Consider the following 23840-nt stretch of genomic DNA (forward strand, 5'->3'; position numbering starts at 1 on the left):
GTCACGTCATTTTCTTTTGTGTGTCCCGATTTCCGGCGCTCAGTACTCTTTTGGCGAAAGAGAACCCGATGCAGCCAGACATCCGCAAAATCGTGAGTTACCGCGAAGACACCCTGATCGAAGGGCACAAACCCGCTGATACGCCGCTAGAGATGATCGCGGTGGCCGCCGTGCTGACCAACCCCTGGACGGCGCGGTTTGTCGGGGGCCTCGGGCCAGAGATCAGGGCCTTTGGCCCGGTGCTTGGGGCGCTGCTGACCGACCGGATCACCCGGATTGCGGGCGGTGGCGCAAGGATAGAGGTTTTTGGCAAGGCAGGTGTTGTCGGGCTGGAGGGAGAGGTGGAACACGCCTCAGGGCTCATTCACACGCTGCGCTTTGGCAACCATTTCCGCGCGGCTGTCGGGGCAAAATCCTATCTGGCCTTCGCCAATATCCGCGCCGCTGCCAACACTGCGATCCAGATTCCGCTGATGGACAAGAACGATGCGGGCCGTCGGTCGCATTACCACACCATCCAGTTCGCCATCGCGGATGCGCCCCGGGCGCATGAGATCGTTGTCGCCCTCGGGGCCGCCACCGGGGGGCGTCCGCATCACCGCATCGGAGACCGCTGTCAGGATATCAAGGAACTGGGCCATGATCTGGACAACCCGGTCGCGGTCTGAAGGGCCTAAAGGGGTACACTTCTCTGAGACGGGCCACGGGCCGACCCTCGTGCTGATCCACGGGGTGGGGCTGACCGCAGCCCGCGCGCAGGGCGCTGAGGTTGTTTTTGGGGGCACACCTGTCACGGGGCTGAGCGATCATTACGTCCAGCCCACGCTCGTTCTCGCCAACAATCCCAAGGTGGAGACGATGACGGTCGAGATGTTCGGCCCGGTGATGACCCTGATACCCTTCGATACCGAAGCAGAGGCCATCGCATTGGCCAATGACAGCGCGTTTGGCCTCGGATCGGGTCTCTTCACCCGCGATCTGGCCCGCGCGCACCGGGTGTCGCGCCGCATCCGGTCGGGGATCACCTGGGTCAATACCTACCGCGCGATCTCTCCGGTGGCTCCCTTTGGCGGGTTCAACCAGTCGGGCTATGGCCGTGAGGCGGACAAAGAGGCGATCCTGGACTACACGCGGGTCAAAACCACGTGGATCAATACCTCTGACGCGCCGATGGGCAATCCCTTCGTGATGCGTTAGCCGTCACGGCCTGCGTCCGTCAAATTGCGTCACCGTCACGCCCGCAGCTTCCAGCGCCGCTCTGACAGAGCGTGCAATCTCCACCGCCGTCGGGGTGTCACCATGCAGGCAGATGGTGTCGATATCGGTCGCGATCCGTTTGCCGGTTGCGGTGATGATGGCACCCGCTTTGACCATCTCGACCATGCGCGCCCCGGCGATATGCGGGTCGTGGATGACCGAGCCGGGCAGGCTGCGATCTACAAGCGTTGCGTCGTCGTTATAGGCCCGGTCGGCAAAGATTTCACCCGCATAGCTGCACCCCAGATCGCGCACGGCGGCCTCTTGCGCCGTGGCACAGAGCACCATGACGATGAGGTCGGGCGCGACGGAAAGCGCCGCCTCATAAAGATCGCGCGCCAGGGTTTCATCCTCGGACGCCATATTGGCCAGTGCGCCGTGCAGCTTGAGGTGGCGGACCTCCGCCCCCAGCGCCTTTGCCATACCGACCGAGGCGGCAACCTGATAGCGGATCGTATTTTGCAGGCTGGCGCGCGGCACGCTCATCCGTCTGCGGCCAAAGCCCTGCAAGTCGGCGAAACCGGGATGCGCGCCGATGCCCACACCATTTTCCATCGCGGTGCGCATGGTCGCCACCATCACATCCGGGTCCCCCGCATGTGCGCCGCAGGCGATATTGGCGGAGGTCACGGTTTGCAGCAGGCTGGCGTCGTCGCCCATTTTCCAGGGACCAAAGCTTTCGCCCATATCGGCGTTGAGATCTACGTGGGTCATTTGAGGCTCCTTCAGGGTGCATAGGGGTCGGCGGTGGCGGACACCGCCCCGCTGACAAGCTGGTAGCTCAGCAGGTCAGAGATATCTTTGGGGTCGCGAACCAACGGCTGCACGCGTCCGGGCAGGGCTTTGATCTCGGCACGGGCGCGCTGTTCCAGCACGCGAGCCTCCGCCAGGGTGACAAAGCGAAACCGCAAGGCGGTGCCAACAGCGGCTTGGGCGACGCGGGGCAGGTCGCAGGGGATCACCGTGCCGATACGCGGGTAGCCGCCCGTGGTCTGGCATTCGCACATCAGCACGTAGGGCGCACCATCTCCGGTGATCTGGATATCCCCTTCGGTGATGACTTCGGACAGGATGCTGAGCCCGCCCCGGGCAGAGAAACCCGCCGCCTCGGAGGCCATGCGAATGCCCTGCCGGTTGCCCCGCGCATCGCGGTGAAACTCTGTTCGGGCAAAGCGGTCGCGGGTGTCTGCGGTGAACTGGCTGGTCTGGATGGACGGCATCACCCGGATCTCGCCGCCTGACAGGCGGTCTTCTGGTGCAAGGAGATAGCCCGCGCGATCTAAGGTCGCAGCCCCCAGCGGCAAACGCTCTCCCTTTTGCAAAAGCGCACCGATCCCTGCGGTGAGGTGGCTTGAGCGTGCGCCCATGATCTCTGGCGTGTCAAAGCCCCCCGCGACATGCAAATAGCCGTAGGTCCCCTGCCGCGCACCGCCAATTCTCAGCCTTGCCCCGGCGGGCAGGGCGTGGCTGGCGTTCCAGCGCAAAGATGCCCCGTCGAGCGTGGCGGTCATCTCTGCCCCCGTCAGGGCGATGACCGTGTCATGGGTGACCTCGAAACGCCCCCCCAGCCCGACCATTTCGATCGCCGCCAGCGTCGGGCTTTGGCTTAGGAGCGCGGCACCTTCGTGCAGGGCAAGCCTGTCAGCGGCGCCGCCTCGGGTCAGCCCGTAGGCCAGATATCCCTGACGGCCCATATCCTGCAGGGATAGGGCGGGGCCGGCCTCAAGGAGGATCAACGTCCCCGTCATGACAGCAGCTCCCGGTCCGCACCGCCTCTGCCCGAGGGATCGGACGCGACAATCCGGTCATATTCCGCGCGCGAGATCTGGGGAAAGATCAATTCATCTCCCGGTGTCAGCGCAAAGGGGTGCGGCGCGTCCTGTCGGAAGGTGCGAAAGGCGGTCTGGCCCACATGCCGCCAGCCCGTGGGGGTCGGCGCGGTAAAGACAATCAGCTGCCGGATCGCCGTCACCAGCGCGCCTGCGGGTACGCTTTTGGTCAGGCCTTGCTGGCGCGGGATATTCCATGCGGCACCCAGCTCGCCCATATAGGGTTGCCCCGGTGCAAAACCGATGGTCAGCACCCGGACCCGCGACGTGGAAAGCTGGCGGATCGCGTCCTCCGGATCAAGGCCCGCGACGGTGGCGGCCTCTTCGAGCTGCGGGGCGAGGTCGGTGCCGTAAACCGTCGGCACATGCCAAAGGCTGCGCCCCTCGGGCAGGGCTGCGGCGTACCAGTCCTGGGTGGCCAAGAGATGCTCGAGCCGCGTTGTCAGGGCGTTCAAATCCACTTCCACAAGATCAATCGCCAGATAGACAGAGACCAGCGACATCGACGTCTCGTGGACCTCTGGCCAGTTTTCCGCTTCGACCGCCGTGCGAAACGCCAGGGCCGCGCGATTGGCAGGGCCGCTCATCTCACCCGCGAAGGTTACGAGCAGACCGGAGAGGCCGACCGGTTTTATCTCCGGGTCACCGCTCATGTCAGCGCTCCGGTTGGTAGAGCCTGCGCAGCAGAATGGGGGTGAGATACATGGGCAATTGCCAGCATCCGATAAAGACCATCAGCGGGGCCACAATCTGATCGGGCAGCGCCACCAGAAAGAGCGCGATGTTGCGGTTGCCGGCCCCGATGGCCAGCGGCCCCGCCACGGGGTGCAGGTCTGTGCCGCGCAGGGTGCGGTAGACGGTGATCTGTGTGCCGTAGCTGATCGAGAACGCCAGCACCGCCCAGAGCGCCACCGCCCCCGGATCGCTGCGCAGGGCCGGGTTCAAGGCGGCCATCAGGCCCACAACGATCACGGCGAAGGCCAGCACCGACAGACCGTCGAGCGCCTTGACCTGGCCTGCATCCGGGGCCGGAAAGAACACCCCGCGCAGCCCAAACCCCAGACCGGTGGCAAGCGCGATCACCGCAAGCAGCGTTACCGCCGCGTGCAGGGTGGCCTGCGGATCGCCGAGTTGCGGCATCAGGCTCAACAGCGGCAATACGGTCAGCGGAAAGAGGGCTGTGCCAAGCACCATGATCTGCATCATGCGCCCGGCGTTCTGCCCCAGCAGCAGCGCCAGATTGGGAGAGCCCGAAACCGCAGGGGCGGCGGTGGCCAGAACCATGGCCAACGCCACCGGCGACTGCGCGATCCCGATGCCCCAACACAGCCCCAGCAGCATCAGGGGCAAGGCAAGCTGCAAGACCAGCACCGACCCCAGCCCCCACCGCAGGTCCGAGAGCGCCCCGCGGGCAGCCTGATGCCCGATCCGCAGTGCCGTGATGATCAGCAGCACCGCGATCATCTGCGGCAACCACGGCTGCAGGGCAGCGGCAAGGCCGGGCAGGGCCAGCCCCGCCACCAACCCGATGATGAGGGCCATCCTCGCATTGTCCGAGATGTGCCATAGCAGACCTTTCAACACTAACCGGGGCTTTGCCTGAGGTTGTCAGGCAACCAGGTGGCAATCTGCGGAAACCAGATCAGGACAAAGACCATCAGCACCATGATGAGGAACATGGGCAGCGCGGCATTGGTGATGTAGCCCATCTCGTGCCGGGTCATCCCCTGCAGCACAAAGAGGTTGAACCCGATGGGCGGCGTAATCTGGGCCATCTCGACCACGACAACCACGAAGATGCCGAACCATATGAGGTCAATGCCCGCCTCCCGGACCATCGGCTCCACGATGGCCATGGTCAGCACCACGGCGGAAATCCCGTCCAGGAACATGCCGAGGATGATGTAGAAGACCAAGAGCGCCATCAGCAATTCGAACCGGCCCAGCTCCATTGCGGCGATCCCGTCCGCCAGGGCGCGTGGCAGCCCGGTGAACCCCATCGAAAGTTTCAGGAAAGCGGCCCCGGCAAGGATCAGCGCAATCATGGCCGAGGTGCGCATCGCGCCCATCAGGCTGGCCCTGAAGGATGCGACCGTCAGAGACCCCTGCGTGAGCGCCAGCACCAGAGAGCCGATCACCCCGATGGCGGCCGCTTCGGTTGCCGTTGCATAGCCCAGATACATCGACCCGATCACCACCGCGATCAGCGCAAACAACGGGGCAAGAAACCGCGAATTCCGAAGTTTGTCGCCAAAGCTCATGCCTTTTTCAAGCTGCGGGTTCCAGTCTTTCGACGTGAACGAGACAATCGCCACATAGGTCATGAACATCCCCGCAAGGATGAGGCCCGGAAAGACACCGGCAAAGAACAGCTTGGTGATGCTTTCATTCACACTCACACCGTAGACGATCAGCGCCAGGGAGGGCGGGATCATCAGCCCCAGGGTGGCCGCCCCCGCCAGCGTCCCGATGACCATCTTTTCAGGGTACCGGCGTGCGCGCAGCTCCGGGATCGCCATCTTGCCCACGGTGGTCAGGGTTGCGGCGGAAGACCCGGAGACCGCGGCGAAAACGGTGCAGGAGACGATGTTGGTATGCACCAGCCCGCCCGGCAATCGTGCGAGCCATGGCGAGAGGCCCTTGAACATATCCTCGCTGAGCCTTGTGCGGTAGAGGATCTCGCCCATCCAGATAAAGAGCGGCAAGGCTGTCAGCGTCCAACTGCTGGAAGAGGCCCAGATGGTGGTGATCATCGCGTCACCGGCAGGCCGGGTGGTGAACAGCTCCATCCCGACCCAGGCCACGCCCATCAGCGCCAGCCCGACCCAGACCCCGGTCCCTAAAAGCAGAAAGAGAACCGCCAGAAAAAGCGCAATCGCGTAGAGTTCCGTCATCTGCCTATACCTCGAGTGTGTCGTCGACCGTGTCGCGGACGATCCGGTGGTCACGCTTGAAGAGGACGTGGAACAGGTTGTCGGTCAGCGCGAGGGCGAGCATGCCGCCGCCGATGACCATGACCGATTGTGGCATCCACAGGGCGATGGCGTCCTGACCCTGGCTGACCTCGTTGAATTTCCAGGACCAGTAGACAAACCAATAGGCGTAGTAGGTGAAATACCATGCAATCGCCGCCCCAAGCCCGAAGCACCAGATCTCCAGCAGCCGTTTGGGGCCTTTGGGCACCGCGTTCAGCAGGATCGAGACGCGAATATGCGCGCCATGGTTCAGCGCATTGGCAAAGGCCAGAAAGCTCGCAGCCGCCATGGCGTAGCCGGCATAATTGGGCGCACCGGGAAAGATTTCCCCCGTCCAGCGGGCGACCATCTGCGCCACGATCAGCAGCAGGATCGAAATCAGGCAGAGCGCGGCCAGTACGCCGGAGGCCAGATAGAGGAAATCCAGTGTTTTTCGGAGAGCGGTCACGGTCAGGCCCCCTTCGTGAGGTCAAAGGGGCGGCCCGGCATCAGGGCCACCCACTTGGGATTATTGCGCCGCTTTGAAGGCATCGACGAGGGCCGCGCCCTCTTCACCGGCAGCTTCCAGCCATTCGGCGGTCATGGTGGCCCCAATCTCGCGCAGTTCGGCCATTAGTGCATCCCCCGCTGGCTGCACGGTCATGCCGCCTTCGGCCAGACCGTCCATGGTGAACTGCGTGTAATCCTTGGAGGCCTGCAGACCCCGCGCCTCGGCCTCGGCCGCACAGGCAAGGATCGCTTCCTTGTTGGTATCCGAGACCTCGGACCAGACGTCCTGATTGACCATCACGTAGTTGCGCGGCAGCCAGGCGTCGACTTCATAGAAATGCGTCAGGCTCTCCCAGACCTTGCGGTCGTAGCCGGTGGCCCCGGAGGACACCATGCTTTCGGCCACACCGGTGGCGAAGGCCTGGCTGATCTCTGCCGCCTCGACGGTGACGGGCAACATGCCCGTCAGTTCGGCCAGACGGCTTGTGGTGTTGTTGTAGGAGCGGAACTTGACGCCCTCCATATCCGCGACGCTGTTCACTTCCTTCTTGAAATAGAGTCCTTGCGGCGGCCATGGCACGGCGTAGAGCAGCTCGAGGTTCTGCTCGTCCAGCAGCGCTTCAATCTTGGGCTTGGCGGCCTCGTAAAGCTTCTCGCTATCCTCGAACGAGGGCGCGAGGAAAGGCACGGAATCGAATCCGAAGACCGCACTTTCGTTCTGGTGGGCTGAGAGGATTCGCTCGCCAATCTGAACCTGACCTGTCTGGATCGCGCGTTTGATATCTGCACCCGCAAAGAGTGATCCACCCGGATGTACCTCGATCGTGATCTCGCCGTTTGTGCCGGCCCCCACGCAGTCGGCAAAGGCCACGCCGTTTTCCGAATGGAAGTTGGAGGCGGAATAGGCCATCGGCATGTCCCATTTCTCTGCCGCAAAACCGGGCGCTGTGGCCCCGATCAAAAGTGCAGCACCCGCGGCACCGGCCATGAATTTCCCTGTCAAAGTCATCGTGTTCTCCTTGTTGAATTTTTATGCGAACCGTTGCGGTGCGTAGGCGCTCAGGTCCATGTTTGTGGGCTGTCCGGTCACAAGACCTGCAATCAGACGGCCCGTTTTGGGCCCGCCCGTCAAGCCGATGTGATGATGACCGAAGGCGGTAAAAACCCGGCTTGACCCAATCTGCCCGATCAGAGGCAGGCTGTCGCTGGGAGCGGGCCTGTGCCCCAGCCATTCGATCTCTGCTGTGGCGGTCATTTTGGGAAAGGTGGCGCGGGTCTTTTTCCGCAACAGCGCCAGCGGCGCTTTGGAAGGGCCCGCCTCCAGCCCGCCAAGCTCCACCACCCCCGCACAGCGCACCCCTTGCGTCATCGGCGTGGCGACAAACTTGCCAGCCGCCACCATCGTGGGGCGGCTGGGCCCGCCTTGGGCGTTTTCATAGACGATGTGGTAGCCGCGCTCCGCCTCCAGCGGCACATTCAACCCCAGTTTGCGCATTAGGGGTTTTGACCAGACACCGGTCGCCAGGACAACATCATCGCAGGCGATCCGGCCTGTGCTGGTCTCCACCCCGTGAATTGCCCCGCCACGAAGGTCGAAGTCGGTCACGTCGGCGGTTCTGATCGCGCCGCCTATCCCCTTGAACGCCTCTGCCAGGGCCCGCACATATCCTCCGGGGTCGCGGATAAAACCGTGGTCTTTCAGGGTGGCGAGTAGCTTGATGTCAGGGCTGATATTGGGTTCATAGTCCAGAACATCGCGCCCCTCTATCAGTTGTGGTTCAAATCCTGCGGTCTTTCGCAGCGCCCAGACATAGGCCTCAGCCTCAAAGGCGGCACGGTCGCGATAGGCAAAGCAGTAATCGCTGTCGGTCACCCACTTTGTCAGGCCCAGCTCGGCAACCAGCGCCCTGTGCTGCAACACGCTGTCGGACACGATCGGTGTCAGGTCCTTTGCGATGCGCCGCGTATCGCTGTCGTTGGCATTCGCAAGATAGCGCATCAGCCATGGCATCAGCCTGGGCAGATAGCCCCAGCGCAGATAGAGCGGAAAGTCACGCGACAAGAGCATCCCCGGCGCCTTGGGGATCAGACCGGGGGTTGTCACCGGGACCATCGAGACCGCCGCCAGAACGCCCGCGTTCCCGTGCGAGGTCCCCTCGCCGGGCCCCAGACGATCCACGATTGTGACCTCTGCCCCGGCGCGCCGCAGCCAGATGCCGGTTGAAACACCGACGATCCCGGCACCAACCACCACAACATGCTGGGTCACGGTCGGCCTCCAGATTTGCGCAGTTGACCGGGCAATGGTTTCTCCAGCACTGATTCCCTAGGGTCAATAGTGACCAACTTTTACAACACGTCAACAAAATGTTGACAAATTATCTGCACCTGTCAGAGTTTCTGCATGTCTGATAGTTTTCCAGGTCCTGTCGTTTCATCGGCGCATCTTGCAAGCGGGTCGTTTGCCGAAATCTCGGAGCTTGAGTTCGGCCTGACCCTTGCGGGCAATGCCTATCATCGCTGGATGGTGCGGGCGATTGCCATGGCGGGCTACCCGGAGCTGGGCGCGCTTGACGTATTGGTCCTGCACTCGGTCTACCATCGCGCGCGGCCCAAAAAGCTCGCGGATATCTGTCTGGTTCTCAATGTCGAGGACACCCATACGGTAAACTATGCCATCAAAAAATTGACCAAGGCCGGGCTGGTCAAGGCCGGGCGACAGGGCAAGGAAAAGACCGTCGTGGCGACCTCCGTGGGGGCGGAAACCTGCGAGCGGTACCGCGAAATTCGCGAAGGGCTGTTGTTGCGCGCGGTTGGCGAACTGGGGCTTGAGCCGGAGCAGGTGAGCCGGACGGCGACATTGCTCCGCCTGATGTCGGGGCAATACGATCAGGCCGCCCGGGCCGCGACCACCTATTGATCGGACGCGGCGAAAAGGGCACTGATGTGTCATGATCGATGCCGCGCCAGCCCGATTGGGCATCCTGATGCTGGACACGCAGTTTCCGCGCGTACCGGGCGATGTGGGCAACCCCGAGACATGGGATTTCCCGGTGCGCTATGCGGTTGTACCGGGGGCCACGCCGCGCGCGGTCGTCTGTGATGACCCTGAGCCCTTTGTGCAGGCCTTTATTGCTGCAGGTCAGGATTTGATCGCACAAGGCTGCACGGGTATTGCCACCACCTGTGGTTTTCTCGCGCTGATCCGCCCGCGTCTTGCTGCGGCCCTCGGGGTGCCGGTGGCGGCCTCGGCGCTGGAGCAGGCCGCACTGATCCGCGCGATGCTGGCGCCCGACCGGCAGCTTGGTATTCTTACCATTTCGCGCCCGAGCCTCACACCGGCGCATCTGGCCGCCGCAGACGTGCCTGAGGACACCGCCATCACGGGTGTGGAGGACAGCAGCTTTGCGCGGTCGATCCTTGAAAACCGCACCACTCTGGATGTGGAAGCCGCGCGGGCAGAGCTTGTCGGCGCGGCGCGCGGGATGGTGCAGGCGTCGCCGCAGATCGGGGCACTCCTGCTTGAATGTACGAATATGGTGCCTTACGCGCCGGATATCGCCCGTGCCACCGGGCTGCCGGTCTATTCCATCTACAGCTACTTCAACTGGTTTCACGAGAGCCTTGCGCCAGCGACTTTTCCCAACCGTTAGGTGTGCAACCAGCCATCCTGAAATGCAAAGCGGCTGACGCCGGCCAGCCGGGTCAGGCGTGTCAGTTCAGCCTCAAAGGCGGCGTGACGCCCCTTGCCCCAGCGCACCCCCTGCTCAGGCCAGAGCGCCTTGACCCGCAACAGGTCCTCATCGCGAAAGGCCTTCATATCAACGCGACCGACAATCCTGTCGCCCTCAAGGATCGGGAAAACATAATAGCCGTAGGTGCGTTTTGCCTCCGGGACAAAGATCTCGATCCGGTAGTCGAACCCGAAAAGGCGCAAGGCCCGTCTGCGATCTCTGAGCGCGGGGTCAAAGGGGCTGAGGACGCGCAACCGTCCTGTCGGCGCGACGCTGAGGCTTGGGTCATCGCCAATGCCTGGCCGCGCAAAACAGGCGCGCAGGCTGCCGTCTGCCCCGGTGATTTCAATCGGCTGCAAGCGACCCTGCGCCAATTCTGCGGCGCACCAGCCCTTTGCCTCTGAGAGTGTAATGTGATCCCAGAACGCAGCCAGTTCCGCGGGCGTTGCAAATCCCAACCGATCCAACGCCCCGGCGCAACACCAGTCAACCGTCCTGGCCGCGTGACCGGGATCAATCGGCGGGGTGCAAAGAGCTGTATCAATCACCCTCTCGGTCAGATCGTAGCGTTTCTGAAAGCCCTCACGCCCCACCACGCAGAGCGCGCCGCTGCGCCATAGAAATTCCAGTGCGGTTTTGGAGGGGTGCCAGTCCCACCAGCCACCCGAGCTGCGCTTTTCCCCTGCCCCGACTTCGGAGGAGCTGACCGGCCCATGATCGCGGATCTGGGTCAGCACGGTCTGGAACTGCTCTTCAAACCCTTCGCGCCGTCCTGCGCTCCACTGGGCACGCAGTTTCTCTGCGTCCCTCTGCCGCCGCAGGTGCCACCAGGGATAGTAGTCGATCGGGACCACGGCTGCATCATGGGTCCAGTGTTCAAAAAGCGCGCGGCGCTTTTCATAAAGCGTTTTCAGGGCCTTGGGGCGATAGCGGGGCCTGCGGGCAAAGAGGATCAGGTCATGCGCGCGGGCGACGGTGTTGATGCTATCGAGCTGAACAAACCCCAGCCGTTCGATGAGGCCGAGCAAAGCGGGGCCTTTGGCCTCTCCGGCAGGCGTCTCCGCCAGCGTATGACGGTCCAGAAAAACCCGGCGTGCGTCAGAATTGCTCAGCCGGAGCGTGTTCATCCCCGGCCACGCCGCCGCAGTGTGTCACCATAGCTGATCTTTGGTGCGAGGGTCATATGCTGCGGCTCCGGCGGATCAGCATCCTCGGGCAGTGCGCTGCGGTCGAGAATGATCCGGGCTGCGGCCTCGCCAATTTCGGCCCGGCAGGCATCCATCGTGGCCAGCTGGCGCGGCAGCCCTTCGAGCAATTCGACGCCGTTGAACCCGGCCAGACCAATCTGTCCGGGAATATCAATGCCCTGATCGATCAGCCAAAGCATCCCGCCTGCACCGATCATGTCGTTGGAATAATAGAGAAAATCCAGATCGGGGGAACGCTCCAGCATGGCCTGCGTCATCTCGCGGCCCTTGGCCAATGCAGAGCCGCCATTGTAAAACTGGCGATCTTCGATTTCGATCCCGGCCTTGGTCAACCCTTCGGTAAACCCCTCAAAGCGCTTGCGCGCCCGGTGGTCGAGGGGCATTTTCGTGCCCAGAAACCCAATGCGGCTATAGCCTTGCTTGACGATTGCCTCGGCCATCTTGCGCCCCGCGCGACGGTGGGAAATGCCCACCATGGCATCAATTGGCGTACCATCGGTATCCATGATTTCAACCACCGGAATTGCCGCATTGCGCAGCATCGCGCGCGTCGCATCGGAGTGTTCGAGCCCGGCGATGATGACCCCCGAAGGACGCCACGACAGCATCTCGTAAAGCACCTGTTCTTCTTTCTCAGGCAGATAGTCCGTGACGCCCACAACAGGTTGCAGCGGTGTGCCATCAAAGGTCTTGTTGATGCCGGTCAGCACTTCGGGAAACACCATATTGGACAGCGAAGGGATCACCACGGCGACCAGATTAACCCGTTGAGAGGCCAGTGAGCCCGCGATCTGATTGGGCACATAGCCCAGTGTTTTTGCCGCTTCGAGCACCTTCTCGCGTGTGGTCGCAGAGACATCACCCCGATTGCGCAGAACCCTGCTCACCGTCATTTCCGAAACCCCGCAGGCTTCGGACACGTCTCGAAGGGTCAAGGGGCGGTGCTTTGGTCTGGTCACGGCAAATTCCTGTTCTGTTGCGTATTGGTAGCCCACGTCAGCCCTGCCTATCAAGCGCTCAGACCCCGGCATCTGATAAACCCATGACACGGCCTGCAAGCTGCTGTAAGCATCCCTCCAAGCGGTCCCGTGGCTCAACTGGATAGAGCAGCCCCCTCCTAAGGGGCAGGTTGCAGGTTCGAATCCTGCCGGGGTCGCCATCTCGGCGTGCAGGGTGATATCAGCAAGCCTCACATCTCTATCGCAGAGCCGTGACAGGGTTTGAACCACATTCCCCTCTTTGTTTTAGCGGCAGGGCCTATATTCTAGGTCAAGACGATTGAAGGATCACCGGATTCCATTGGAGGACTAGACACATATGACCCCTCTCAGCACCACGACCATAGTTGCAACGTTTTTGTTAACGATATCGGTCGCCACGGCGGAGGCTCAGCAAACGCAGTTAAGCGTCAAAACGAATGATACGTGGTTCAACAGCTACGCGGTGGATGCGATAGAACAAGGCAATGCGTACCTCAGGCAGCGTCAGGCCCAATCGCACAGAGCAAAACGTGAGACGCGCTACATCATTCTGACAAAGCCCCACAAGCGGATTGTTTTGCCGCACCACCGTGTAACCCGCCATGGCCATAGACGTAAGCACAATTGGATCTACAGCAGGCACTGACACCGGGTCGCAGCCATGCCGCGTGGGCTGAACGGCTTACTTTGGCGCGCCGGGCTTCTTTTGTCTGCGCCATCGCTTGTCGGGAGAAAGCAGCGTCGAGACACGTGGCGACGTACCTGTTTCAGCGCGTGACCGGGTGCGCTGCACCGGGCGCTCCGATCCCGGCGCTTTGCTTTCCCGCAGAACGATGAACAGCCCGCTTGCAATAATGACCACGGACCCCAAGATGGTGGCCTGATCCGGCACTTCGTTGAAAAACAGCATCCCGTAAAACGTGGCCCATAAAATCTGGGAATACTGCATGGGGGCCACAATCACGGCCTCACCTGTATTATAGGCGGCGATGAGGAACCGGCCCGCGATCCAGGCCAGGATTGCGATGACTGCCAGTTTGCCAAGATCCTCCAGCGGCATCGGTTTGTAGACCAGCGGCAAGAGGGCCGCCATGACGACAAAGTTTGCCATCATTGGATAGAGCATGATGACCACGGTGCGTTCGTCGCGACCGATCTTGCGCACAATGATCGACGCGAAAGAACCACAAACCGCCGAGACAAGGGCTGCCAGATGACCCAGCTCCAGCTCTTGCTGGCCGGGGCGCAGCACAATGAGGACGCCGCCGAGGCCCACCAGGACGGCAATCCAGCGCAGGAGCTTGACCTGCTCGCCCAGAATGGGGATCGACAGGATCGTGATCAGCAGCGGAGCCGCAAAGAGGATGGCATAGACCTGCGCCAGCGGCAGCACTGAAAAGGCATAAAAGGCGCAGAACCCGGTGATGACGACGGCCACAGTGCGAGCGGCCATCCACCAGGGATGCACCGGGATCAGCGTACCCGAAGTGGTATCGCGCAAAAGGTAGAGCATCGCCAGGGGAAAGCTGAACAGGACGCCAAAAAAAACGATCTGTACGGGGGAATACCCGCTGCCCAGCACTTTGATGATAACATCGTGGCCCGCGAAAACGGTAAAGGCCATGAGCGCAAAGAGCGCGCCCTTGAGGTTGGGGTGCAGAGGCTTTCGCGGCATATCGACAAAACCGTTGGGTCAGACAGGGAGAATCCCGCATGCTGCAGGCTCCCTCTTGGTGTTAGGCCGGTCTTGTCCGCTACGCAAGCGCGCCCTGCGCATAGGACCTTTGCTCAGAGGCTCGCATTAAGAGCGTCGAGGATCGCATCCCCCATCTGCGTTGTGCTGATGGGCGTGCCGCCTTCGGCCCCCATCAGGTCCGCGGTACGGGCTCCCTCCGCGAGGACTTTTTCGATGGCGTTTTCCAGACGGGTTGCTTCGGCCCCTTGATCGAAAGAGTAGCGCAGCGCCATCGCAAAGCTCAAGATACAGGCGATCGGATTGGCCTTGCCCTGCCCCGCGATGTCAGGGGCCGAGCCATGCACAGGCTCGTAAAGCGCCTTGGGTCGCCCTGTGTCGGAAGGTGCTCCGAGGCTGGCAGAGGGCAGCATGCCCAGCGATCCGGTGAGCATCGCGGCGCAATCCGACAGGATATCGCCAAAGAGGTTGTCGGTCAGGATCACGTCGAACTGTTTGGGCGCGCGCACCAGTTGCATGGCCCCGTTGTCGGCATACATGTGGCTGAGCTCAACATCCGGGTAGTCCTCGTCACGGACCTTCTGCACAACCTCGCGCCACAGGATGCCGCTTTCCATCACATTGGCCTTTTCCATCGAACAGACCTTGCCCGAACGCCGGCGCGCCAGCTCAAAGGCGGAGCGCGCAACGCGGTCAATCTCGGATTCCGTATAGCGCTGCGTGTTGATGCCCACGCGCTCATTGCCTTCCTCGATGATCCCGCGCGGCTCGCCAAAATAGACGCCGGAGGTGAGTTCGCGGACGATCATGATGTCGAGCCCGGCCACCACGTCCTTTTTCAGCGAGGAGAAATCCGCGAGCGCGTCAAAGCATTGTGCGGGCCGCAGGTTGGAAAAGAGATCCATTTCCTTGCGCAGACGCAGCAGGCCCCGTTCGGGTTTCACACTGAAATCCAGGGCGTCGTATTTCGGCCCACCCACGGCCCCCAATAACACCGCATCCGCAGCAAGTGCGCGCGCCATCGTATCGTCATGCAAGGGCGTGCCATGGGCGTCATAGGCGGCCCCGCCCACCAGGTCTTCGCTGACATCAAAGGCCAGGTCCCGTTTGTCGCCGAACCATGCAATGACCCGCTTCACTTCTTCCATTACCTCGGGGCCGATGCCATCACCGGGAAGGATCAATAGGGAAGGGTTGGCCATTGCGTTTCTCCTGCACGTCTTTGTCGCAAGCGGCCTATCGCGCAGGCGGTGCAGGGTCAAGAAGCGGCCCGCATTATCGTCGGGGTGACACTTGGCTTAGCGGGTCAGATCGACCCAGACAAGTTTGTGCCGGCTGGCAAGTATCGCGATCTCGCCCGCGTCTCCCTCCGGCCAATGGACACCGCTGCCGATCACGCGCCAGTCCGCCGATGGCAGCACATAATCGACACGCATATTGCCGGGGACGGGATCGTCCCAGTCGGCCGTATCATCAGGGTCGCCGCTGGCGGCCAGAGCGCCCGCGCTTTCGGGCTGCGGGTCCTGCAGCCTGGGATCGCTCAGCAGGCTGCGGATCGCGGGTTTGAGCCCTTCGCCTTTGTCAGGGTCCTGATTGGCGTCACCGAGCAGGATGAACTGTGCGTCCGGGGCGGGCCCAAACGCGCCGTCGAGATACAATTGCCAGAACCTGATCTCATCATGGTTGCGCTTGCCGTTGCGATCTTCGGGACCATCAAAAACCGGGGGGCTTGCGTGAAAAGTCAGCAGATCAACCCGGCCTATTTCAGGGACCTCAACCGGCACGACCCAATGTGCGGTCGTGGACAGGCGCTGGATCGCCTGTGCCTCGGCGGAGGGGAACGGCACACCGTCTACTTGGGGCAACAGCGCACCCGGGAAATCCTTCCACAGCATCTGCGAGAAATCCCGCACCTCGTCAGTGAGGATCGGGTAACGTGACAGGATGGCCATGCCGCCCTGACCGGAAAAATGGCCGTACCCTTGGGTGTCGCGGGGCTCTGCCGAGCGGCGATTGCCATCCATGTCGATCCCGGTTCGCATGCCCGTATTGGGCTTGGCGGCGAAGCGATAGGGATAGTCCAGCCCGGCCTCGCGCAATGCCGTCACGAAGGCGGACAAGGCCGCTCCGGTCAGGTCATAGTCAAAGCTCTGCAAGGCCACGATATCTGGTGCCGTCTCTGTCATCACGGCGATCACCGCCGCAATTTGCGGGTCTTCTCCCCGGACGATGTCGCGCAGGAGCAGGCCCGGGCCTTTGCGCTTAAGGTCCGTGTTGTAGCTCGCCACCCGCAAAGCCTCACTGGTCGCGACGGTCGCGGTAAAGATCAGCGTAACTGCAAGGATCAGGCTGTTTGGAGCCGTGGTTCTTGTGCGGCGTTGGCATAAGCCCGGCGACGCTTTTCCTCGATCAACTGGGCAATCCGGTTCATGGCGATGCCGCGCATTATCATGCTGGCGGGGAGAAAGGCCCATGCGGAGACTGTCCAGATCAAGGTTTGCGGATGCTCAAGTGTGATTGGGTCTATCAGATCGGATGTTGCTTTGGCTACTGCCGGAATAACGAAGGGCAGCAGGAAACCGAAGGCGATGTTGAACCGCGCATCCCGCCGCAGCCGTTCGAGCACATCGCCCCCAGTGGTGGGGTCAAACAGAGGCAGATTGACCCAGACATTGAAAGCGCCCTTGCGAACCGGCCAGCCGCCGATGCGGACCAGCAGGACAAACACGATCAGAGACAAGAGCGAAATGATATAGGCCAGGCCTGCGGCTGTGCGGACATCATGCACAGCTTCCAGGCTCACGTCCTGCGGTAGCATCAGAATAATAAGCCGGACCGGCGAATAGGGGAAATCGATGGAATGGCCGACGATTGTACCGATTGAGGCCAGACCGGCCGCCAGGGCCGAAGGTTCCGTCTTGCCCTTGGCGATCAGTGCCAGGACAAGCACCGTCAGAAACAGCGTGACATAGCGCAGCCTGTTGAATGGAGCGGCATCGCGGAACTCAACGATGCTGGGGGAGTTGGAGTTGTATTCGACGAAGGTCAGGAAGGCCGCAATTAGCGCCATCAAAACAACGATTTGTGACTGATCAGACGCGATATCCGGCACCAGAAGCGCGGGTATAGCGATTAATACTGCCACCAACAGCCCACGCGTTGCGGCGCCTGACATACGTACAAACATCCGTTTTTTCCCTTCAAACTGGCCAGTCGCGATTCAATGCCGCGCCTTGTTCCAACTTGATGCCACTGGGGTAGTGGACTGCCTCTGTTCTGCCCCGGTTGTGACATCAATCATCTGGTTTCTGCAAGTCTTCACGTTAACAAGACGCAAACCGTTAGACCTTTTGAGGGAAGGGGTGGTGCCTTCTTGCATCAATTCTGTGGCGAAAATTAGGCATATCGCAACATGTTGTGGGCGCCGCGCAAGCGCCTACAAGGAAACAATTAATAACGTAATTAAATTGGTTAACGCCGTCGAGGCGTTGGAACCTGTCAGACCCAGGGGCGCGTTTGCGCAGCCGTGGCTTCGAACGCATCGATTGCCGGTGCTTTCTCCATCGTCAGGCCGATATCGTCGAGGCCTTCCATCAGACAGTGCTTTTTGAACGGGTCGACCTCAAATGTCATCGTCTCGCCGTCGGAGGTGGTCACCGTCTGCGTCTCAAGATCTACGGTGATGCGGGCGTTTGCGCCTTTTTCCGCGTCCTTCATGAGCACATCAACCTGTTCCTGGGGCAGTGCGATTGGCAAAATCCCGTTCTTGAAGCAGTTGTTGTAGAAGATATCGGCAAAGGAGGGCGCGATCACACAGCGAATGCCGAAGTCCTTGATCGCCCAGGGCGCATGCTCACGCGAGGACCCGCAGCCAAAGTTATCGCCCGCCACGAGGATTTCCGCATCGCGGTAGGCATCCTTGTTCAGAACGAAATCGGGGATCTCCCTGCCATCATCGTCGTATCGCATCTCGTCAAAAAGGTTCACGCCAAGGCCCGAGCGTTTGATGGTTTTCAGGAACTGCTTTGGAATGATCATATCGGTATCGATGTTGATCATGGGCATCGGTGCGGCGATGCCGGTCAGGGTGTTGAACTTGTCCATTTGCTCTCTCCTCGTCGACTCGGGCTGGCTGTCGAAGGTGGTGCCTCGTCAGGTAGAGGTGATGCCGGAAATCAGGGCCTTTTGCAATCACTGCATCGAGAACCAATGTATTTTGCATGAAAAAAGGGCGGCGCAAAAGCACCGCCCTTTCTGCATTCCAGCCTGCGCTTAGGCGGCTGGCTTTTTAAAGCGCTTCAGAGCGCCCAGACCGCCAACACCGACCAGGAGCATCCATGCTGCGGCTGGCAGCGGAACGGCGGGGGGGGTGTCTGTGATCTCTGCGACCAGCTTGCGCTGAACGGCGGTGCCAAAGTCCAGGAAGCTATCCGCTGAGACAAAGAACGAGTTTGTCCCGCCAACAACCGAGTTCTGGTAGAAGGCGTTTACGGATGCGCTACCGCCGATGGCGATCCCGTTGATCGCGTCAATGCCGTTGGCCAGTGCGGCATCCCGTGCGCCGGAGGTGCTGATACCGCTGTTCTGCGTGCCATCACCGGACACGTCGATCACATTCCGGGTGCCATTGAAGTCATTGGCGGCGAAAGTGTTGGGCGCGCCGTTGACAATATAGTCAATCGCGGAGCCAGGCGCTGTGCTTCCGAAGTATGGGCGTGTCAGAGCATTGAGTGCTGTTGCAAACGCACCCGCGGCACCGTTGCTGTCAATAAGCGTCCAATCAATAGATTGAGCTTGCTGACCAGCGCCGGACCAAAACACGACGCTTGCAGCAATTGAGCCGAGTGCTCCGCTGCCAATAGCATTTTGAACAGCAGCACTGTTGAAAGCGTCGACATAGCCCTGAAGCTGAAGGTTGTATTCGGTTGTGTTTACGCTGCCGGATACGTCAATCAACAAGGCCAGCTCGAGGTCAACGTCCACAGGTGCTGCTTGGGCCTGGATTGGCAGTGCAACTGCGACTGCCGCAGCCAATGCCATTGATATGTTTCGAAATTTACTGACAAACATTCTTGTCTCCTTATTAATGTTTTAAAATAGATCGCTATTCAATCCAACGAACCAACTATCTAAACACGCCTTCAATACCAAGCGTGGTGTAATAAAGGCTGTCACTGTTTAAACAGCTCCCCGCCAACAGCTTAGCGGGGAGTCATAATTGTGGCAAGGAACTGTTAACGCTACCCGGAAAAATAAATCTCTTTTTAACCAGTTGGTTGCGCATTCTTTCCCGTAAGCGTTGTGTTGTTTGCCGAAAAACCTGTATCGGGCAGCCTGTTTACAATAGGCAACAAGATCACAATTGGGTGATTCAGCTGAGCTTCCGGACGTCGGTCAACCTGCCTGTGAGAGCGGCAGCGGCTGCCATGGCAGGAGACATCAGGTGGGTCCGCCCGCCACGGCCTTGGCGGCCTTCGAAATTGCGGTTCGATGTGGCCGCGCAGCGTTCACCGGGGGCAAGCTGATCCGGGTTCATCGCAAGGCACATGGAACAGCCTGCCAGACGCCATTCGAACCCGGCCTCGATGAAGATATCGGCCAGACCTTCCTCTTCGGCCTGGGCCCGGACAAGACCTGAGCCCGGCACGACCATGGCGCGCAGCCCCTCTTTCTTTTTCTTGCCCTTGAGAATCGCGGCCGCTGCGCGCAGGTCCTCGATACGGCCATTGGTACAGGACCCGATGAAAACGGTATCGATCTCAACTTCCGCCAGCGGCGTGCCCGGTGTCAGCCCCATATACTCAAGCGAACGTTGCGCAGCCCCGACCTTGCCACCCTCAAAATCCTCGGCAGCAGGCACGTTGGCGGTGATGGGCAGCACATCCTCGGGCGAGGTGCCCCATGTGACCACGGGTGCGATGTCTTCGCCCTTCAGCGTGATGACCTTGTCCCATTCGGCGTCATCGTCTGAATAAAGTGTTTTCCACCATTCCATGGCCGCTTCCCATTGCGCGCCCTTGGGAGCATGCGGACGGCCCATGCAGTATTCAAAGGTCTTTTCGTCAGGGGCGATCAGGCCCGCGCGCGCGCCGCCTTCGATGGCCATGTTGCAGACCGTCATGCGGCCCTCCATGGAAAGATCCCGGATCGCCTCGCCGCAGTATTCGATCACGTAACCGGTGCCGCCTGCAGTGCCGGTCGCCCCGATGACTGACAGGGTAATGTCCTTGGCGGTCACGCCGGGGCGCAGCTTGCCGGTGACCTCCACCTTCATGTTCTTGGATTTCTTCTGGATCAGTGTCTGCGTGGCCAGCACATGCTCGACTTCCGAGGTGCCGATGCCATGGGCCAGCGCCCCAAAGGCCCCGTGGGTTGCGGTGTGACTGTCGCCGCAAACGACCGTCATGCCGGGCAGGGTCCAGCCCTGTTCAGGGCCCACGATGTGCACAATGCCTTGGCGAATGTCGGACACCGGATAGTAGTGAATGCCAAAATCCTTGGCGTTCTTGTCCAGTGCTGCAACCTGTATCGCACTGTCTTCGGTCATGTTTGAAGGATCTTCGCGCCCGGCAGTGGTGGGCACGTTGTGGTCCGGCACCGCGATGGTCTTTTCCGGCGCGCGAACCTTGCGGCCCGTCATGCGCAGGCCTTCGAAAGCCTGCGGTGAGGTCACCTCATGCACAAGATGGCGGTCAATATAGAGCAGGCAGGTGCCATCCTCGGCTTCATGCGCGACATGGGCATCCCAGATTTTATCATAAAGTGTTTTGGGGGACATCGGTCCTCTCCCGTACAGTTGAAAGTGGTCAGTTTGGCGTGGTGCGGGCGTTTATAGTCGCGCGAGCACGGTATGGGTTGCCCCGAAGAAGCGTTCGCGCAGCCGGGCGCGGTCATCCATATCAATGATACGTGTCATAGGCTTCAGATACAGTGCCTGAGGGCGTGCCGCAAGGGTTGCCGGGTTGTGAGTAATGCAGGTCTGTGTCACCTTTCCGGGAAAGAGGAGAGCAGATGGAGCCGGAAGAAGAAGCCTTTGCCGCCGCGTTGATGTCGGTTGACGAGATATGGTTCCTCTTCACCACGTTTTTGCAAAGCATTCTGACGCCGGGGTGGCGGCAAAATCAGATCCTGATCGTTATCGGGCTGGCAGTGCTTTGCTACGGTCTGCATATCATCTCCGGCCGGATCATCGACAACCAGGTGCGTGCGCGCGAAGGCTGGTCCAAATGGCAGTTGCGCATGATCGTACAGATCAAGCGGCGCATGGGGCTGATCCTCTTTGCGCTGATCGCGAGCAGCGTATACCTCATCATGCAGCAGATCACCTGGCCGTCGCGCTCCTATTTCATCGGACTTGCCGCGACGCTGGCGGTGGTTTGGACAGGCATCGCCTATGCGGCGAGGTTGGTGCGCAACCGCTTTCTGCGCCGGCTGGTGACCTGGGGGCTCTGGATCTACGCCACCCTCTATTTTGTTGGCGTCTCCGACGAAGTTGCTGAATTCCTCGACGATCTGGCGCTGGATGTGGGTGATTTTCATCTGTCCCTGCTGACCCTGATCATGGCCGCGGTGGTGATCGGTGTGCTGTTCACCGTTGCGCGGCTGATCAGCTCGACTACCGCCGCCAGCATCCGCAAAAACGAAGACATCAGCCCGTCGATGCAGGTGCTTGCCGTCAAGGCGGTGCAGATCACGCTTTATGGTCTGGCCTTCTTCATGGCGATCCAGGCGGTGGGGATCGATCTCACCGGGCTTGCCGTGCTCTCGGGCGCAATCGGTGTGGGCCTCGGGTTTGGTCTGCAAAAGGTTGTGTCGAACCTCGTGTCGGGCGTCATCATCCTGCTCGACAAGTCGATCAAGCCGGGCGATGTGATCAGCCTCGGCGAGACGTTCGGCTGGATCAACAGTCTCGGCGCGCGCTACGTCAGTGTGGTGACCCGTGACGGGCGTGAATACCTGATCCCCAACGAAGACCTCATCACCGGGCAGGTGGTGAACTGGTCGCATTCCGATGAATATGTGCGGCTCGACATCTTTTTCGGCACGTCTTACGGCTGTGATCCGCATCAGGTGCGCGCCCTCGCCATCGAGGCTGCCGCTGACGTCAGCAGGGTGTTGGTGCATCCCAGAAAGCCGGTGTGCCATATTGTCGGGTTTGGCGACAGTTCGGTGGACTACATCCTGCGCTTCTGGATTCGCGATCCGACCGGGGGGCTGACGAACATCCGGGGCAACGTCTACCTCGCCCTTTGGGATGCCTTCAAAGAAAACAACATCTCGATCCCCTTCCCACAACGCGAAGTACGATTGTTGAATAAAGCCGACGGCTTGCCGAAAGAGGATGCAGAGCTAAACTTTGACGCGCACAGCAGCCGGGAGCGCGAGGATGGCGCAAAAAACTGACATTGTCCTTGTTCTGGGGAGCGGACCAAATGCCAAGGAGGCGGCGACCCTCGACCGCGCATCCTTCGACCGGATCGTTGCCATCAACAATGCCTGGCAGGTGCGTGCGGACTGGGATGACCTGATCTATCCGGAGGATTTCCCGGCAGCACGGCGGCCGACCTGCCGCCAGCCCACACAGCGCTTTATCGAAGCGGATCAATTCGTGCCGACCCAGAACGCCTATGGCGGGTTTGTCTATGCCGGCGGCACCATGGCCTTTACAGCGGGGTATTGGGTGCTGCATGCTCTGCGCCCCAAGGTGATGGCGTTTCTGGGCTGCGATATGGTCTACCCCAAGTCCGGACCCACGCATTTTTACGGCACCGGGACGGCAGACCCTCTGCGCCCGGATATTACTTTGCAGGACCTTGGCGCGAAATCGGCCCGGCTGGGCCTGATGGCGGCGACACAGGGCTGCCGATGCGTGAACCTCTCCACCGCAGCGAGCGAATTGCTGTTTGAGCGGGTAAACCCTGCGCACCTGCGCGACCTGCCGGGTGACGTGCCGGACACAACGGCGATGGCGGTCCCTCTCCAGCAGGAAGAGGAGCTGAAATACTTTGTGCCGACAGGCCGTTACTGGGAAGAAGAGGCTCGCTTTGACCCCGCGGCCCTTGCCCGGCTCGATGTGGCCTGGCGCGCGGCATGGTCTGGTGCGACCGGCGCGAGTTGTGCGGCCTAGGGCATTGAAACCCGCTGCCGCACGGTCTGTTTCCCAAGCCGTCATTGAATTGTTGCAAGCATATTGCTAGATTCGCAGCATCCCCAGCGCCGGGGGTCCGGCGGCGCGTTTTAAGGAGGACGATGTCCTGTCAATGCATGCTGATGCAGCAAATGCTGTGCATACCGAGGCTGCGGTAATGTCTGCCGCGACCGATACAGCCACAAGCGACCAGTTGTTGGCGACAATCCTGAAATCCCTGAATGACGACAAAGCCGAAGATATCGTGCAGATCGATCTGCGCGGTAAGACGGAGATTGGCGACTATATGGTGATCTGTTCCGGGCGCTCGACCCGGCAGGTGGCTGCGATCTCTGAAAAGCTGGCCCAGACCGTCAAGGATGATTTCGGGCGGGTTGCCAAGATGGAAGGCAAAGACACCGGCGATTGGGTATTGATCGACACGGGCGACGTGATTGTGCACGTGTTCCGCCCCGAGGTGCGTGAATTCTATCAGCTGGAGAAGATGTGGCAGCCCATGGGTGGACCCGAGGCCGCGGCAAACTAGT

24 protein-coding genes and 1 tRNA gene are annotated in these 23840 nt (G+C 60.9%); 8 read left to right on the forward strand and 17 right to left on the reverse strand.

The window, feature by feature from the left end; translation table 11 throughout:
• The first annotated feature begins 68 nt into the window (after window positions 1–68).
• Window positions 69–668, forward strand: coding sequence for an amino acid synthesis family protein (locus H7847_RS17455; protein WP_227270764.1), 600 nt, complete (start codon window positions 69–71; stop codon window positions 666–668).
• Window positions 640–1197, forward strand: a complete 558-nt coding sequence (locus H7847_RS17460) for an aldehyde dehydrogenase family protein (RefSeq protein ID WP_227270765.1) — start codon at window positions 640–642, stop codon at window positions 1195–1197. The genes H7847_RS17455 and H7847_RS17460 overlap by 29 nt, the downstream gene beginning before the upstream one ends.
• 3 nt (window positions 1198–1200) lie before the next feature.
• Here H7847_RS17460 and H7847_RS17465 read toward each other — a convergent pair whose 3' ends face one another.
• Genes H7847_RS17465 through H7847_RS17500 form a run of 8 tightly spaced genes read right to left on the reverse strand, consistent with a single transcriptional unit; the run spans window position 1201 to window position 8834 of the window.
• Window positions 1201–1971, reverse strand: coding sequence for a LamB/YcsF family protein (locus tag H7847_RS17465; protein WP_227270766.1), 771 nt, complete (start codon window positions 1969–1971; stop codon window positions 1201–1203).
• 11 nt (window positions 1972–1982) lie between these two features.
• On the reverse strand, window positions 1983–3005 hold the full coding sequence (locus H7847_RS17470; RefSeq protein WP_227270767.1) for a 5-oxoprolinase subunit C family protein: 1023 nt from the start codon (window positions 3003–3005) through the stop codon (window positions 1983–1985).
• Complete coding sequence (locus H7847_RS17475) at window positions 3002–3739, reverse strand: 5-oxoprolinase subunit B family protein (protein WP_227270768.1); 738 nt, start codon at window positions 3737–3739, stop codon at window positions 3002–3004. The genes H7847_RS17470 and H7847_RS17475 overlap by 4 nt, the downstream gene beginning before the upstream one ends.
• 1 nt (window position 3740) lies before the next feature.
• Window positions 3741–4628: a hypothetical protein gene (locus H7847_RS17480; RefSeq protein WP_227270769.1), complete on the reverse strand. Its 888-nt coding sequence runs from the start codon at window positions 4626–4628 to the stop codon at window positions 3741–3743.
• A gap of 41 nt (window positions 4629–4669) precedes the next feature.
• Complete coding sequence (locus H7847_RS17485; RefSeq protein ID WP_227270770.1) at window positions 4670–5980, reverse strand: TRAP transporter large permease; 1311 nt, start codon at window positions 5978–5980, stop codon at window positions 4670–4672.
• A gap of 4 nt (window positions 5981–5984) precedes the next feature.
• The gene (locus H7847_RS17490; RefSeq protein WP_227270771.1) at window positions 5985–6509 is read right to left on the reverse strand and encodes a TRAP transporter small permease; all 525 of its coding nucleotides are present in this window, start codon (window positions 6507–6509) and stop codon (window positions 5985–5987) included.
• A gap of 60 nt (window positions 6510–6569) precedes the next feature.
• The gene (locus tag H7847_RS17495; RefSeq protein ID WP_406676018.1) at window positions 6570–7559 is read right to left on the reverse strand and encodes a TRAP transporter substrate-binding protein; all 990 of its coding nucleotides are present in this window, start codon (window positions 7557–7559) and stop codon (window positions 6570–6572) included.
• A gap of 21 nt (window positions 7560–7580) precedes the next feature.
• Entirely contained in the window at window positions 7581–8834 is a 1254-nt protein-coding gene (locus tag H7847_RS17500; RefSeq protein ID WP_406676019.1) for an NAD(P)/FAD-dependent oxidoreductase, read from the reverse strand.
• A gap of 120 nt (window positions 8835–8954) precedes the next feature.
• On the opposite strand from H7847_RS17500, the gene H7847_RS17505 reads away from it, so the two are divergent.
• Together H7847_RS17505 and H7847_RS17510 are read left to right on the forward strand one after the other, a co-directional pair.
• Window positions 8955–9470, forward strand: a complete 516-nt coding sequence (locus tag H7847_RS17505; RefSeq protein ID WP_227270773.1) for a winged helix DNA-binding protein — start codon at window positions 8955–8957, stop codon at window positions 9468–9470.
• A gap of 31 nt (window positions 9471–9501) precedes the next feature.
• On the forward strand, window positions 9502–10203 hold the full coding sequence (locus H7847_RS17510; protein WP_227270774.1) for an aspartate/glutamate racemase family protein: 702 nt from the start codon (window positions 9502–9504) through the stop codon (window positions 10201–10203).
• Here the strand turns inward: H7847_RS17510 and H7847_RS17515 are convergent.
• Window positions 10200–11411 (reverse strand): winged helix-turn-helix domain-containing protein, encoded by a 1212-nt coding sequence (locus tag H7847_RS17515; RefSeq protein ID WP_227270775.1) that lies wholly within the window; start codon window positions 11409–11411, stop codon window positions 10200–10202. The two genes, H7847_RS17510 and H7847_RS17515, sit on opposite strands and share 4 nt — an antisense overlap.
• Complete coding sequence (locus H7847_RS17520) at window positions 11408–12451, reverse strand: LacI family DNA-binding transcriptional regulator (protein ID WP_227270776.1); 1044 nt, start codon at window positions 12449–12451, stop codon at window positions 11408–11410. The genes H7847_RS17515 and H7847_RS17520 overlap by 4 nt, the downstream gene beginning before the upstream one ends.
• A gap of 123 nt (window positions 12452–12574) precedes the next feature.
• Here H7847_RS17520 and H7847_RS17525 point away from each other — a divergent pair.
• Window positions 12575–12651: transfer RNA gene (locus H7847_RS17525), tRNA-Arg, on the forward strand.
• 503 nt (window positions 12652–13154) lie between these two features.
• On the opposite strand, the gene H7847_RS17530 is transcribed toward H7847_RS17525, so the two are convergent.
• The 7 genes from H7847_RS17530 to leuC form a co-directional block, all read right to left on the reverse strand.
• A complete protein-coding gene (locus H7847_RS17530) occupies window positions 13155–14147 on the reverse strand; it encodes a DMT family transporter (protein ID WP_227270777.1) in 993 nt (330 codons plus the stop codon).
• A 113-nt stretch (window positions 14148–14260) separates the two neighbouring features.
• Window positions 14261–15367 (reverse strand): 3-isopropylmalate dehydrogenase, encoded by a 1107-nt coding sequence (gene leuB / locus H7847_RS17535; protein WP_227270778.1) that lies wholly within the window; start codon window positions 15365–15367, stop codon window positions 14261–14263.
• A 96-nt stretch (window positions 15368–15463) separates the two neighbouring features.
• Window positions 15464–16453 carry an endonuclease/exonuclease/phosphatase family protein gene (locus H7847_RS17540; protein ID WP_227270779.1) on the reverse strand — a complete coding sequence of 330 codons (990 nt, stop codon included), beginning with the start codon at window positions 16451–16453 and terminating at the stop codon, window positions 15464–15466.
• Between the two features lie 56 nt (window positions 16454–16509).
• Window positions 16510–17352 (reverse strand): hypothetical protein, encoded by an 843-nt coding sequence (locus tag H7847_RS17545; protein ID WP_227270780.1) that lies wholly within the window; start codon window positions 17350–17352, stop codon window positions 16510–16512.
• Window positions 17353–17663: 311 nt separating this feature from the next.
• On the reverse strand, window positions 17664–18269 hold the full coding sequence (leuD, locus tag H7847_RS17550) for a 3-isopropylmalate dehydratase small subunit (protein WP_227270781.1): 606 nt from the start codon (window positions 18267–18269) through the stop codon (window positions 17664–17666).
• A gap of 168 nt (window positions 18270–18437) precedes the next feature.
• Window positions 18438–19235: a DUF1194 domain-containing protein gene (locus tag H7847_RS17555; RefSeq protein WP_227270782.1), complete on the reverse strand. Its 798-nt coding sequence runs from the start codon at window positions 19233–19235 to the stop codon at window positions 18438–18440.
• 301 nt (window positions 19236–19536) lie between these two features.
• On the reverse strand, window positions 19537–20943 hold the full coding sequence (leuC, locus tag H7847_RS17560; protein ID WP_227270783.1) for a 3-isopropylmalate dehydratase large subunit: 1407 nt from the start codon (window positions 20941–20943) through the stop codon (window positions 19537–19539).
• Window positions 20944–21176: 233 nt separating this feature from the next.
• On the opposite strand from leuC, the gene H7847_RS17565 reads away from it, so the two are divergent.
• From H7847_RS17565 to rsfS, 3 genes are all read left to right on the forward strand, one after another.
• Window positions 21177–22568 (forward strand): mechanosensitive ion channel family protein, encoded by a 1392-nt coding sequence (locus tag H7847_RS17565; RefSeq protein ID WP_227270784.1) that lies wholly within the window; start codon window positions 21177–21179, stop codon window positions 22566–22568.
• Window positions 22552–23292: a hypothetical protein gene (locus tag H7847_RS17570; RefSeq protein WP_227270785.1), complete on the forward strand. Its 741-nt coding sequence runs from the start codon at window positions 22552–22554 to the stop codon at window positions 23290–23292. The genes H7847_RS17565 and H7847_RS17570 overlap by 17 nt, the downstream gene beginning before the upstream one ends.
• Before the next feature lie 178 nt (window positions 23293–23470).
• Window positions 23471–23839, forward strand: coding sequence for a ribosome silencing factor (gene rsfS, locus H7847_RS17575; protein ID WP_227270843.1), 369 nt, complete (start codon window positions 23471–23473; stop codon window positions 23837–23839).
• Window position 23840 lies beyond the last annotated feature (1 nt).

It is taken from the genome of Roseobacter weihaiensis (genome assembly GCF_020622345.1).
Taxonomy (GTDB): Bacteria; Pseudomonadota; Alphaproteobacteria; order Rhodobacterales; family Rhodobacteraceae; genus Roseobacter; species Roseobacter weihaiensis.